At 70.6% G+C, this 13,774-nt stretch carries 8 protein-coding genes; 6 read left to right on the top strand and 2 right to left on the bottom strand.

The window, feature by feature from the left end:
* Positions 1-45 precede the first annotated feature (45 nt).
* From ACH34W_RS24600 to ACH34W_RS24580, 5 genes are all read left to right on the top strand, one after another.
* On the top strand, positions 46-585 hold the full coding sequence (locus ACH34W_RS24600; protein WP_395963364.1) for an RNA polymerase sigma factor: 540 nt from the start codon (positions 46-48) through the stop codon (positions 583-585).
* On the top strand, positions 582-1,034 hold the full coding sequence (locus ACH34W_RS24595) for a hypothetical protein (RefSeq protein WP_395963363.1): 453 nt from the start codon (positions 582-584) through the stop codon (positions 1,032-1,034). Before ACH34W_RS24600 ends, ACH34W_RS24595 begins: the two co-directional genes overlap by 4 nt.
* Positions 1,031-3,478 (top strand): CHAT domain-containing protein, encoded by a 2,448-nt coding sequence (locus tag ACH34W_RS24590; protein WP_395963362.1) that lies wholly within the window; start codon positions 1,031-1,033, stop codon positions 3,476-3,478. The genes ACH34W_RS24595 and ACH34W_RS24590 overlap by 4 nt, the downstream gene beginning before the upstream one ends.
* A 109-nt stretch (positions 3,479-3,587) precedes the next feature.
* Positions 3,588-4,643: a class I SAM-dependent methyltransferase gene (locus tag ACH34W_RS24585; RefSeq protein ID WP_395963361.1), complete on the top strand. Its 1,056-nt coding sequence runs from the start codon at positions 3,588-3,590 to the stop codon at positions 4,641-4,643.
* A gap of 215 nt (positions 4,644-4,858) precedes the next feature.
* Positions 4,859-6,034: an LLM class flavin-dependent oxidoreductase gene (locus ACH34W_RS24580; RefSeq protein ID WP_395963360.1), complete on the top strand. Its 1,176-nt coding sequence runs from the start codon at positions 4,859-4,861 to the stop codon at positions 6,032-6,034.
* Between the two features lie 25 nt (positions 6,035-6,059).
* Here ACH34W_RS24580 and ACH34W_RS24575 read toward each other — a convergent pair whose 3' ends face one another.
* Positions 6,060-9,101, bottom strand: coding sequence for a BTAD domain-containing putative transcriptional regulator (locus ACH34W_RS24575; protein WP_395963359.1), 3,042 nt, complete (start codon positions 9,099-9,101; stop codon positions 6,060-6,062).
* Positions 9,102-9,336: 235 nt separating this feature from the next.
* Here ACH34W_RS24575 and ACH34W_RS24570 point away from each other — a divergent pair, with 235 nt between their 5' ends.
* A complete protein-coding gene (locus ACH34W_RS24570; protein WP_395963358.1) occupies positions 9,337-12,660 on the top strand; it encodes a BTAD domain-containing putative transcriptional regulator in 3,324 nt (1,107 codons plus the stop codon).
* Positions 12,661-12,693: 33 nt separating this feature from the next.
* On the opposite strand, the gene ACH34W_RS24565 is transcribed toward ACH34W_RS24570, so the two are convergent.
* On the bottom strand, positions 12,694-13,758 hold the full coding sequence (locus tag ACH34W_RS24565) for a DUF6183 family protein (RefSeq protein WP_395963357.1): 1,065 nt from the start codon (positions 13,756-13,758) through the stop codon (positions 12,694-12,696).
* Positions 13,759-13,774 lie beyond the last annotated feature (16 nt).

Genomic DNA, 13,774 nt, shown 5'->3' with positions numbered 1-13,774 from the left:
CCTCTAAGGTCGTCGATCAGCGGGGGGCCTCGCGAGGAGACTGCGATGGCCCTGGAAGAGGAACTGGACGAGGCGACGGCCGACCTGGTCGTCCGGGCGCGCGACGGAGACGGCGCCGCCTGGAGCCGGCTGGTCGACCGGTACAGCGGGCTGCTCTGGTCGATCGCGCGCTCGTTCGGGCTGAACGAGGCCGACGGCGGCGACGTCGTGCAGATGACCTGGTTGCGCCTGATCGAACGCATCGATCAGATCGCCGAGCCGGGCGCCGTGGGCGGATGGCTCGCGACCACCGCCCGCCGCGAGAGCCTGCGCACGGCCCAGCGCAGTGGCACGCGGCGGCTCCCGTACGACGTCCGCGAGGACGCCGCTCCCCCGCCCGAGCAGGTACTCCTTGCCCGCGAACGCCTCGGTGACGTCGCGGCGGCGTTGCAGGCGTTGCCCCGCCGTTGCCAGGTCCTGCTGCGCATGCTCGCCCTCGCGACCAGCTATGCCGAACTGTCCGCCGCGCTCGACATTCCCATCGGCAGTATCGGCCCGACGCGTGCCCGCTGCCTGGACAACCTGCAGCGGAGGTTGCCGCGATGAACGAAGACAAACTGCTCGCCGCGCTGCGCGCCGCGTTCCAGGCCCTGGACCCGATCCCCGAGGACGTCCTCGCCGCCGGCCGCTCAGCGATCACCTGGCGCCGGTCGGACGCCGCCCTTGTGGAGCTCGCCGACGACCATAACCGGCCGTTGCCCACCGGGGTCCGCGGCGTCACGACCCGCCTGCTGACGTTCGCCGGCACGGAGCTGTCCGTGGAGATCGAGGTGACCGGGACGGACCGCGCAACCCGCGAACTCACTGGCCGTCTCGTCCCGGCCTGCGGCGCTCATGTACGCGTCCGCCATCTCACCCATGCACACGAAGTCCTTTCAGCCCGGACGGACAAGGCCGGTCAGTTCGTGCTTCCGCAGGTCCCCGAGGGCTTGGTCAGTCTTGAGTTCCGTCTCTCCGACGCCACGTCGGTCGTGACGAGCTGGGTGCGGCTTTGACCGATCTCATCCGGCTCGCGGTGACCGATCCTCCGGCCGCGTACGACCGCGCGTTGTCCCTCCTCACGTCCACCGACGACCGCCCGCTGGTGCTCCGTGCGGCAGCGCTGGCGGCGAACGAACTGGGCCTCCTCGACGAGGGGCTCCGCCATCTCGAGCAAGCCCTCACCGAAGCCGAGTCGTCAGGACACACCTACGCCGCGGCCCAGGTCCGCATGAACCTCGTGGGTCTCCTCGCCGCTCGCGGTGACATCCCGAACGCGCTCGCGGCGGCTGCCCAAGCCGAAGGCATCCTTGCCGGTGAGGACGCGGACCGGCTCTCCGCCAACCGCGCCGGTGCCCTGGCAAGAGCAGGACGTCTCGCCGAAGCACACCAAGCCGCCGCTCCCGCGTTGCCCCGGCTCCGTTCGGGCGGCGACCCGGTCACCTTGATGGGCCTCCTCACCAACCTGGGCCTGGCCCGCGCGCTCCACGCCGATCTGCCTGCCGCCGAGTCTCTGCTGGCCGAAGCGGTCGCGGTCGGCTCGGCGGCCGACCTCCAGCACCAGACCGCGATGGCCAGGGCGAACCTCGCGTTCGTGGCCTCCCGGCGCGGCAACTTCTCCCGTGCGCTCAGGCTCTATGCCGAGGCCGAGCCGGACCTGACGGGAGAACGCCTGGCACAGACCCGTCTCGACCAATCGGAGACCCTCATCAGAGCCGGGCTGCCTGCCGAGGCCCGGCCTCTCCTCACCATGGCCCTCGCGGACGCGACAGCCCACGGCTACGCCTGCGACGTCGCCGACGGCCTGCTCCTCCTCGCGCATGCGGAGCTCGCCGATGGAGATCCTGAACGTGCCGCGGCAACGGCGGAACGAGCCCGCGCCGCGTTCGCCGCCCAGGAACGAACCGGCTGGATGCTCCTCGCCGAACATCTCCTCCTCCGCGCCCGCTGGGCCGAGGGCGACCGTTCGACGGTGCTGCTCCGCACGGCCACCGCGACCGCCGAACGTCTCGAACGCGGCGGCTGGCGGGAGGCGTCCGCCGAAGCCCGCATCATCGCGGCCCGCGTGGCCCTCCACCTCAAGCGACCGGCGGGCCACCTCCTCGCACCGCTGAGCCGAGCCCGGACGACCGGGCCTGCCGCACTCCGGGTCGCCGCCTACCACGCCATCGCCCTCGAACACTGGGCACGCCAGGACCGGCGGGGTGCGCTCAGCGCGATCTGGTCCGGACTCCACGTTCTCGAAGAACACGCCGAGGCTCTCAGTGCGGCAGATCTGAGAGCCCGTGCGGCAGGCCTGGGTTCCGAACTCGCCGCGCTAGGCCTCCACCTGGCCCGTTCCGCCCGTGAGCTCCTCACCGCGGAGGAACGCCAGCGAGCCCTGGCCCGGCGTCCGCTCACCGCCCGCGCCTCCGATCCAGAACGCGCCGCGCTCCTCACCAAACTCCGCGAAGCCGCTTCGGACGGCCAACATCTCGACGACCTTGAATCCCAGATCCGCACAACGACCCGGCGCCGCACCCTCACACACCCCTCGTACAACCCCGGCATCCCCTCACTCATCGACGCCCTCGGCGACCGCGCGCTGCTGGAATACGTCCGGATCGGCCCCGACCTGCACGCGATCACCGTCTCCGGCGGCCGTCCCCAACGCCACCACCTGGGCCCGTTCGCGGAGGTCATGACCCACACCAACCTGCTCCGAGCCGCAAGCCGCCGCCTGGCCGGCAACCCCGACGACGACCAGACCCGATCAGCCCAGGCACAAGCATCAGCCCGCCTGGAGCAACTTCTCCTCCACCCGCTCCACTCCGCGGTTGCCGACCGCGCCGCCGTCATAGCCCCGACCGGCGTCCTGCACACACTCCCCTGGACCGCCCTCTTTGACCGCCCGTTCACCGTCGTCCCCTCAGCGACCTCCTGGCTGCTCGCCCACCGCCAACGCCCGATCGGAAACCACGTGGTCTTGACCCACGGACCGGGTCTCCCGCACGCCGCCACAGAGATCCGCGCACTCCACGAGCTCCACCCGGGCGCCCTGACACCCAGCCGTGCCGAGGACGTACGGGCCGCCCTCAACAACGCTGCTCTCGCGCACATCGCCGCCCACGGCGAGTTCCGCGACGGCAATGCCCTCTTCTCGCGACTGCACCTCGCCGACGGCCCTTTGATGGGCTACGACCTGGAAGAACTGGAGGCCCCGCCCCACATCGCGGTCCTCTCGGCGTGCGACCTGGGCCGCGCCGAAACGGACTGCGTCGCCGGCATGGTCGGCACTCTCCTCGCTCTCGGCACCGCAACCGTGATCGCCAGCGTCACCCCGGTACGAGACGAGGCGACACCCCCGTTCATGCTCGCCTTCCACCAGGCCCTCGCCGCAGGCCACTCCCCCGCCCAAGCCCTGGCCGCCGCTCCCCGCACTCCCGGCATAACCGGCTTCCAATGCTTCGGCGCCGACTGACAGCCGCCGGTTGTGCTCATTTGTCGTAGGCGCCGTCAGCCGCGGCAACCGAGCGGCAACAGGTGCCTCCTATCAATGAGGGATCGATATCTCTGCGACAGGGGGATTCATGGAAATCGACCAGGACAGGATGAACGCGTTCCTGCACAAGTTCGTCGGCGATCTCGGCGCGGTCGTGGCGGCAGGCGGCATCGTGGTGGGCGACCGCCTCGGGCTCTACCGGGCGCTCGCCGACAAGCCGCAGCAGCCGAACGAGCTCGCCGAACGCACCGGGACTTCTCCGCGTTACGTGGAGGAATGGCTGCGGGGCCAGGCTGCCGGGGGCTACGTCGAGTACGACTCGGATTCGGGAGCCTACTGGCTCACAGCCGAGCAGAAGTTCGCGCTGACCGACCCGGAGGGGCCCCTGTACGCACCGGGCGCCTTCCAGCTCGCGGTGGGCGCCCTCCGAGCCGTACCGCAGATCACCGAGGCGTTCCGTACCGGCGAGGGATTCGGCTGGCACCAGCACGACGACGAGGTGTTCGCGGGTTGCGAGCGGTTCTTCCGGCCCGGCTACACCGCCAGTCTCCTCACCGAGTGGCTGCCCGCCCTCGACGGCGTCCAGGCCCGGCTGGAGGCCGGTGTCAGGGTCGCCGACGTCGGCTGTGGGCTCGGCGCGTCGACGATCCTCATGGCCAAGGCGTTCCCGCGCTCGGAGTTCGTCGGATCGGACTATCACGAGGGATCGATCGTCCAGGCCCGGTCGCGTGCCGCCGACGCGGGCTGCGACGGCGGGGTGACCTTCGAGGTCGCCTCCGCCCAGACCTTCACCGGCGAATCCTTCGACCTGGTCACGACGTTCGACTGCCTGCACGACATGGGCGACCCGCTGAGCGCGGCGCGGCACATCCGGGACTCGCTCACCCCGGATGGCACCTGGATGATCGTCGAGCCGTTCGCGGGAGACAGCGTCGCCGACAACCTCAACCCCGTCGGCCGTGCCTACTACTCCTTCTCCGCCCTCCTGTGCGTGCCCAACGCGCTCTCCCAGGAGGGTGGTTACTCGCTCGGTGCTCAGGCCGGCGAGGAGCCGATCCGCCGGCTCGTGTCCGAGGCGGGCTTCACCCGTTTCAAGCGCGTGGCCGAGACGCCGTTCAACATCGTGTACGAGGCGCGCCCTTAGGGCCCCGGAAGGGCAGGTCTTCACCGAGCGCGAAGGTGCCGGTGGCGCAGCAGGTGCGATCGGCTGGCAGCAAGGCGGCCACTGCCAGCCGTTCCACCGCTGGAGCACATGGCGGGCACGCGTTTCAGAGGGGTTTCAGCCGGTCTCCAGCCGCTCCCGCCATGCTGGCCGGGTCCGATGGGGCCGCACTGGCCTGGGCTGTGAAGGGGCGGCGAATGAAGTTCTCGTTGTTCTACCCGCTGACGGTGGGATCGGCTGATCGGCTCGGGACCGGGCTGCTCGGGCTGGAGCCGCACCTGTACGGCTCCGCGATCGCCGAGTTGCGCGAGCAGGCGGTCGCCGCGGACGAGACCGGCTGGACGTCGCTCATGCTCTCCGAGCAGCACTTCGAGGTCGAGGGATACCAGGTGACGCCGAATCCGCTGCTGGTGAACGTCTACCTGGCGCAGCACACGTCGAGATTGCGCCACGGGCAGATGGGGCTGGCGGTGCCGGCCTGGAATCCGCTGCGGCTTGCCGAGGACATCGCGGTCGCCGATCACCTCACCGGGGGGCGGTTGGACGTGGGCCTCGGCTGTGCCTACCGATCCCGCTCGGGCGGGGTGCTGGGGCAGCACTACGGAGTGACCGGCGATCGGGACGCCGAGCGCCGCAACCGCGAGATCTTCGAGGAGTGGTTCGAGGTCATGCTGCTGGCGTGGACCGAAGAGCTCTGGTCCTACGAGGGCGCCTACATCCAGGTTCCGCCACTGGGCATCACCTGGCGTCACCCGGTCTCCGAACGGCTCTCCGCGGGCGTGGAGGACGGCCTGCTCACCCGGATCGGGACGGTGCCCAAGCCCCTCCAGTCCCCGTACCCTCCGCTCTACACGGTGTTGACCGGAGGGCTGACCGGAGGCCGCGAGACCATCGAGTGGGCCGCTCGCGTGGGCAGCACACTGGTGACCATGGCGACCGAGCCGTGTGAGGTCCGGCAGGTGACCGAGACCTACACCCGCGCGGCCAACCGCTACGGCCGCAACGTCTACCTGAACCGCTGGGAGCCGGGCGCCGGGGTCGCACTCTGCCGTTTCCTCGCCGTCGCCCCCACCCACGAGCAGGCGTTGCGCACCGGCCGGCAGGCCGTGCCCTACGTCTGCGACCGGCTCGCCGAGCTCGGCTTCTTCGACGATCAGGCGGGCGGCGTCCCACGCACCCTCGAAGAGCTCATCTCCAGCGGCGCGATACTCCTCGGCACCCCGGACGACGTGGGCGAGCAGGTCACGGGTCTGATCGACGACTACGGCATCGACCACCTCGTCTTCGTCGCCTGTGCGGGCTCCATCAACCACGACCGCATGCTGGACACGATCGCCAGGTTCGGAGACAAGGTCATCGCACGGGTGAGCTGAGGCTGAACGGGTGAACTGAGACTGATCAGCGGCCGGCCTCGGCGAGTTCCGCAAGCTGCCCGATCAGGACGCCGACGTCCTGCCACCGGCCCATGGCGTAGGCCCGCTCGAAGGCCTCGGGGCCGATCCGGTTCACGATCCGGGCCTGTGTCCGCGCCAGCTCCGGACGCTCGCATGCCGGAACCTGTGCGCCCGTCTCGTCGCGGAGCCGGCCGGCCGTCCCGAGAAGTCCCGCGGCCAGCGGTGCGCTGCGCGCGACGAGCGCGCCCGCGAGGGCGTCGAGCACGCTCGCCAGCCGCCACCGGTCGCCCAGTTCGTGGTGCAGGTCCAGACTGGTGACCAGCCGGCGCAGTGCCTGCCGCCCTCGGCCGAGCCGCAGGTCGACCAGGGCGAGCAGGTTCTCGGCCCAGGCGATGCCCTCCCGGAACCGGATCTCGAACGAGATGATCAGGGCTTGGTGCAGATGGCGGACGGCGGTGTCGAGATCCCCCGCGTAGTACGCGGCCGCGCCGAGGTCGATCTGGCACCAGGCCAGCCGCTCGCGATCGCCGATCGGCTGGAAGCAGTGGATGGCCTGCCCGGAGTACCGGACGGCCGAGGCTCCGTCGCCCGACAGCCAGGACAGGAACGCAAGAAGCTGCAGCGCATGTCCTGCCGCCCACCGATCGCCGCTGAGCTCGGCCGCGGCCAGCGACTGCCGGGCGAGGTCCCGAGCCCGGTCATAGTGCCCCAGCTCGCGGGCGATCGCACCGAGCAGGGCCCGGGTCTCCGCCACACCGGCGGGATCGTTCTCCAGCGTGTAGAGCTCCAGGGCGCGCCGAGCATGATCGTCGGCCTCGCGGTAGTCGCATTCGAGTGCGGCGAGCCTGGCCAGGGCCCACAGCGCCTTGGCCCGGACGCCGGAGGGCACGTCGCCGGAGGGCACGTCGGGCGTGCAGGCGGCGAGCGCGGACGAGAGCCAGGCGCGGCCCTCCGCGTAACCGCCACGGAGGTAGTGGTAGCGCCACAGCGACGCGGCCAGCCGCAACGCGCCTTCCGGATCGTCGTCGACCAGCCAGGTCACCGCCGCCCGGACGTCCTCATGACGCTCGGCGATCTTCACCACCTGGGAGCCGAGGTGCGGGCCCTGCAACTGCCGTTCGAACTCCTCCGCCTGGTGCCGATGATGCCGGGCGTGATCCCGTCGCGCCCGGACGTGCTCGCCGGGATGGGCCCTGAGCCGGTCGAGCGCGTGCTCGCGGATGGCGGGCAGGAGCTGGTAGCGCGTCCCCGCGGCCGTCGGCACGACTTTCAGCAGCGACTTGTCGACCAGCCGGCCCAGCATCTCCAGGGGGGAGGTCTCCGGATGCACGGCTCCGGCCGCCTCAAGGGAGAAGGGGCCGTTGAACACGCTGAACCGTCGCAGCGCCCGCCGTTCCTCCGCGGTGAGCAGGTGGTAGCTCCACTCGACCGTCGCCCGTAGCGCCCGGTGCTCCGGGCGTGTCCCGCGTGAACCGTCGGTCAGCACCGCGAACGGATCCCGGAGCCGCTGCGCGATCTCCGGCAGGGTGAACATCCGTGTCCGGGCCGCGGCCAGTTCAATGGCCAGCGGCAGCCCATGACACCGGGCGCAGATCGTGGCGACGGCACGGGCGTCCTGGACCGACAGCGCCTCCACCTTGCCGAGCCCGGCCCGGTCCGCGAACAGGACGGCCGCGTCGTGCCTGACGAGATTCGCGCCCGACCGCACCAGCGCGGGAGGCGGAACGCGCAGCTCCGGCACCGGTTTGAGTAGCTCACCCGGCACCCGGAGCGCCTCCTGGCTCGTGGCGAGGACCCCGAGGTGCGGGCAGCGCCCGAGCAGTTCCCCGAGGATCGGCGCGCACTCTCCGACGAGGTGTTCGCAGTTGTCGGCGACCACGAGAATCCGGTCGTGGGCGATCCGCCGGGAGAGCTCGCCGAGAAGGGGACCGCCGCGGGCATGCAGGCCCAGCGCCTCGGCGATCGCCGCCACGATGCCGTCCCCGTCGGTCAACGGCAGGAGGTCGACGAACGCGATCTCCGCGAAGTCGGCCGCGGCGGCCCCCGACGCGGCGATCGCCAGCCTGGTCTTGCCGATCCCGCCGGGGCCCGTGAGGGTCACCAGCCGCGCCGTGCGCATCAGCTCCCGGATCTCGGCGATCTCGGTCTCCCGGCCGATCAGCGTGCTGATCTGCTGCGGAACGGTCAACGGCCCGGTCGCCCCCCGGGCCGCGGCGACCGGCAGGCGCAGCAGCTCCCGCGGGCTGGTCATCCCTTGCAGGATGCCTGTCTCGACATGACGCAGCCCTTCCCCTGGATCCAGCCCGAGCTCGTCGACGAGCCCGCGGCGGACCCGGTGGTAGGCGCTCAGCGCGTCACTCGTCCGGCCGCTCACGTGCAGCGCGACGATAAGCAGTTCCCACAGGCGTTCCCGGAGCGGATGCTCCGCCACCAGGCGGTCGATCTCCCCGACACCGGACTCCTGCAGCCCCAGTGCCAACCTGGACGCGAACAGTCCCTCGTAGCCCTGGAGCCGCAGTTCGTGGAGGTAATCCACCTCGGCGAGCGCCCAGCCGTGCACCGGGCAGTCCGTGAGCGGCTCACCCCGCCACAGCGCCAGAGCCGTCGACAGCCCCCGCGCCGACTCGGTGAACCGGCCCTCGGCGAAGGACCTCAGCCCGCCGGTGACCAGTTCTTCGAACCGGACCCGGTCCACCCGGGCCGCGTCTGAGTTGAGCAGATATCCCGGATCCCTCCGCTGGATGAGGCGTCCGTCCCCGTGCTCCGGCAGCAGGGCCGCCAGCTTCGCGATGTGGCTGTGCAGCGTGCGGACCGCGGTCGGCGGCGGATTCTCACCCCACAGCGCGTCCACCAGCCCGTCGACGGTGACCATCGCGCCCGCCCGCAGCGCGAGCACGGCGAGCAGGCTCCTGCGCCGCGGTGGCAGTTCGACGGATCGGCCGGCCCGCCGCACGTCGAGCGGACCGAGCACATCGATGTTCCAGCTGCCGGTCCGAATTCCGTCGTCCCCTCGGATGGCACGCTGAACCGTCGGCGATCCGTTCATATCGGCATGGTAGGCCGGGCAATGACAACGATTTCTGTCGATTCAGCGCGGTATCAGCGCTGTTCCAGCGGCTTCTCCCAGAATGCAGAATGGCGAGCTGGTTGTCTTGCGGCTGCTACACCATCGGGGCAGCACCGTCAAGGTCCGGTGGGTGGCGCCCGAGGAGTGACACCGGAAACACCAGGCGAGAAGCAGGTAACCTCGCGGCAGTCTCGTAGACGCTGTTGAGGAAGCCATGTCAGTCCTTGTTCGGCTGCTGGGACCGGTGGACGTCACCGTGGCCGATGAGGCCAGGCCGGTGCCGGGGCTGCGACGCAAGGCGGTCCTGAGCAGGCTGGCGTTGCGTCCGGGAGACGTGGTGAGCATCGACCAGCTCATCGACGCGGTGTGGGACGGCGAACCGCCTGCCACGGCCGTGAACACGCTGCAGAGCAACGTCTCCTACCTGCGACGGGTCCTCGGGACGCCGAAGGCGATCGTGGCCCGTCCCCCGGGCTACGCTCTCGGCACACCGGCGACCGACCTCCGGCTGGCCGAGGACCTGATCAAGCGGGGACGCGGCGCGGCGGAGCCCGCTGAGCGCCTGTCCGCATTGGAACAGGCCCTGGGGCTGTGGCGCGGACAGCCCTTGGCGGACGTCGCCGAGCTGTCCTGGTTCGGCCAGGAGGCGGTACGGCTGGAGCGAATGCGCAGGGCCGCCGAGCTCACGGCCCTGGAGTGCCGCCTGGCGCTCGGGCGGCACGCGGAGCTCGTGCCCGAGTTGGAGGAACTCACCCGCAGGCACCCGTTCGACGAGGATCTGCACGGGCAGCTGATGATCGCGTTGTATCGCAGCGGCAGGCAGGCCGACGCACTGTCGGTCTTCCGGGGGCTGCGCGTGCGGCTGCGCGGCGAACTCGGCATCGACCCGAGCGGCCCGCTGCGCGACCTCGAGGCCGCGGTCCTGCGCCAGGATCCCGGCCTCGATCCCGCGCCCGCGCCCGCCAGGCCGACCGGACGGTCACCCGGAGAGAGCGCAGTCCTGGTCGAGCGAGCCGAGGAGACGGGCCTCATCGACCGGGCGCTCGATCAGGTGATGCGCGACGGCGAAGGCCGGGTCCTGATGTTCGAGGGCCCGGCCGGCATCGGGAAGACGAGCCTGCTCGACCATGCGCGTGAGCGGGCGGCGGCCGTGGGGTTCACCGTTCTCACCGCCCGCAGCACCGACTTGGAGACGGACTATGCCTGGAGCTGCGCGCGTCAGCTCTTCCAGCGGCACCCGGAGGCGGACGAGGTCGTCTCCCCCACCGAGAGCGGCCAGGTCGCCGGCGAGTACGCGATCATCAACGTCCTGTACCGGCTGACCGGCTCGCTGGCGTCCCGCAACCCGCTGTTGATCAGTATCGACGATCTGCACTGGGCGGACGCGGCGTCGGCGCAGTTCCTGGCCTACCTGGCCACCCGTCTCGACGGCCTGCGCGCCGTCCTGGTCATCGGGGCGAGGCCGGGCCACGAGCGCATCGGCCGCATCGCCTCAGCCATCGCCGGGCTTCCGCACACCACCACAAGGGTCCTCCAGCCGCTCACCCACGCGGGCTGCGCGCAGCTGCTCACCCGGGTGATCGGCTCCGAGCCGGATGCCGAACTCGTCGGCCGGTATCACGCCCTGACCCGCGGCAACCCGTTCCTGCTGCGCGAGCTCGCCCAGGAGGCGACCAGCGACGACCCCGTGCAGCCGGAGGGCTCGCCGAGCGTCGCCCGGTTCGTCACCCGGCAGCTGCGGTACCTGCCCGTCGCATCCGTCGCCGCGGCCCAGGTCCTGGCCGTCCTCGGCGACGATGTCGGCAGCGGACTGCTCGCGCAGGTGGCCCGCACCTCGCCCCAGGAGGCGCTGGAGGCGCTGACTCCCCTGGTGTCCAGCCAGCTGGTGACGGTTGACGGGGTTCCCGTCCGGTTCTCCTTCAGCCATCCACTGATCCGCACGGCCGTCTATGACGCGATCCCTGCGACGGCGCGAACCGACCTGCATCTGCGGGCCGCCCACGTGCACGCGCACGACCCGATCAAGGCGGCCACCCACCTGGTGCGGGTCCCGCCCGGCCTCGGCCGGCGTGACCCGGTGCCGGTTCTGAGCGAGGCGGCGGACCTCAGTCTGGCGCGCGGATCGGTCAACGGCGCGGTCTCCTTCCTGCGCCGGATCCTGGAAGAGGATCTCGGCGACCGCCGAGCCGACATGCTGACGCGGCTCGGAACCGCCGAATCCCTCGTCGACGCACCCCTGGGCATCGAGCGCCTGTCGGAAGCGCTGGCGCTGGAGCCCGATCCAGAGAAACGCGCGCAGATCTCCTTCTCCCTGGCCACCGTCCTCTGGCTGACCTGTCGTCCGAGAGAGGCTGCCCGGGTGTGCATGGCATCACTCGAACGCGACCGCGCGGCCTCGACCGGCGCGCGGCAGGCGTTGCAGTCATGCGTGGCGATGGTCGCCTACGGGGCGCGCAACGGCTCTGACCTCGTCGCACTGATCGACGACTACGCCGCCCAGCCGATCGACACGTCCTCTCTGGGCGGCCTCATGCTGGAGTCCAGCCTGGCGCTGCACGATATGCACCAGAACCGGCGGCGCTCGGCCGAACGGCGGGCGCTGAACGTCCTCGAAGGGGACCGGCTGATCGGGATTCCGGCCGGTGAGACGGTGCTGACCTGCTCCTTCTACGCGCTGCGCGCCTGTGACACGCCTCGTCTGATGGCGTCCGTCGACACGCTGCTCGATCACAGCCGCCGGTCCGGTTCCCTGCGCGGGCTCTCACCCGCCCTCTACTTCCGGGCGGAGTGCCTGTACGTGCAGGGCCGTCTGCCCGAGGCGGTCGCCCACTCCCGCCAGGCATGGGGGGTCAGCACCTACGCCACGATGGGCCTCGCGGAGGTGTTCATCGCGGACGTTCACATCAAGGCGCTGGTGGCGACCGGACAGATCCAGGAAGCCGTGTCGGTTCTGAGCCAGGTGAAGGCCGTGCAGGCTTCGGGCGTGACGCCGATCCTCTACTCGCAGGGTGAGATCGCCGTCCATCTCGCCGCCGGCCACACCCAGCGCGCGTTCGAGGTCGCCCTGGCGGCCCGGGACGACTGCCGGTCGCGGCCCTTGGTCAATCCGCTGGTACACGACTGGCGTGCGCCGCTCATCCGGTGCCTGGTCTCGTTGGGGCGCATGGAGGAGGCCCGTGACGTCGCCAACGAACTGCTCGCCGTCGCCACGACCTGGAACACCCCACGGGCAATCGGCCGTGCGCTCCGGTTCGCGGCCTCGACCGAATCCGGGCCACGGCGGCTGGAAATGCTGGCCGAGTCTGCTCGCCTGCTGGACCTCACCCAAGCGAACTTCGAACGCGCCACGTCCCTGTACGCATTCGGTGACGCACTGCGGCGGGCCGGTCATATCCAGGACGCGCGGGCCCGGCTGGGAACAGCCTTGGAACTGGCGACCTTCTGCGGTGCCGGCCCGTTGCAGGCCAGTATCAGGGCGGCCCTCCGTGAAACCGGAAGCCCCGCGCCTGAGCCCGCAGACACGACCGCGCTCACCTGAGACGTCCACCAACGCCCCTTTCAGGGGCAGTAGCTAGTCGGTGTCGGTGGCTGCTAGGACGGTTAGGCGGCGGGCTCCTGGCTCTACGGCGACCAAGCCGATATCCCAAGCGACTTGCTCGAACCAGGCCGTTCGAGTCTCGAACGTGTACCACGTGCACTCGTTCACAAGGCGTTCGACTTCGTCGAAGGGGGCGTCGTCTGCGGCACCGGCCATGCCTGCCATGGACTGCCAGGCGGCCAGCCTGCCGTACGCGCCATAGAGGGCTGATGGGTAGGCACCTCCGGTGGAGGCGGCTGAGAACAGGATCTGCCAGGCGCGGGACGCGGGTTGGGGAGAGACGGACAGGCCCGTTTGGTCAAGCCCCTCCAGGCAGGCCAGGTCCAAGCTTCCAAGGAGGGCGTGAGGCGATTCGATGGGGGCATCCGCTTCGAAGGCTCTTGCCTCGATACGGCCGTTCGACGCGTCGGCCCAGTTCGCGACTGCTTTGGCCATCGATGCCTGTCTGGTCGGGGTGGTGATCTCCAAGGCGGTGAGCGATGTGGTGGTCGGGGGCGTGGTCGGTTGATTTGTTGGGCCGAAGGGGAGCGAGGCGCTCGATCCCTGGGTGCTGTAACGGGGCAGATTGGGATCCCGTTCGACCGGCGAACGGCTCAACGGCAGCCAGCTCAGCGGATGCGACGTCCCTGCTGGTTGTGCCACCGGCTCGCCTCGAAGAACCAGTTCGTGAACGATGCAGGCGCGGAGCTCTTCGGACGCGTCGGGGGCGTCGAAGATCACCGCCAGGTCGGACGGCGACTGGCACGACCCCAGGACGGACGCCACATACCGGGTGCGCCTGTGGCTCCCGGTCGCCGCGTCCAGCCGCACTACTTGCTCCACGTTGGCCCGGCCAGGCGTGGTGGCCAGGAGCCTGAGAACGTGATCGAAGACGCTGCCGAACTGCCACGTCCGGTCGGCTGCCTGATGCAGCGCGATGCCCAGGTCGGCGACGAATGCGGCATCCCCGGCTTCGAGACGCCGGTCCGCGATCTCCCAGACCTCGTGCACGCTCTCCAGATCAGGCAGCCGCCGCAGAATCTCCTCGATTTGGTCCATCGTGACCGAGCCTAGA

The sequence above is a fragment of the Actinomadura sp. 6N118 genome (genome assembly GCF_044326415.1).
Classification (GTDB): Bacteria; Actinomycetota; Actinomycetes; order Streptosporangiales; family Streptosporangiaceae; genus Spirillospora.
Note: the sequence above shows the minus strand (reverse complement) of the source record. Positions and strands in the feature narration are given on the sequence as shown.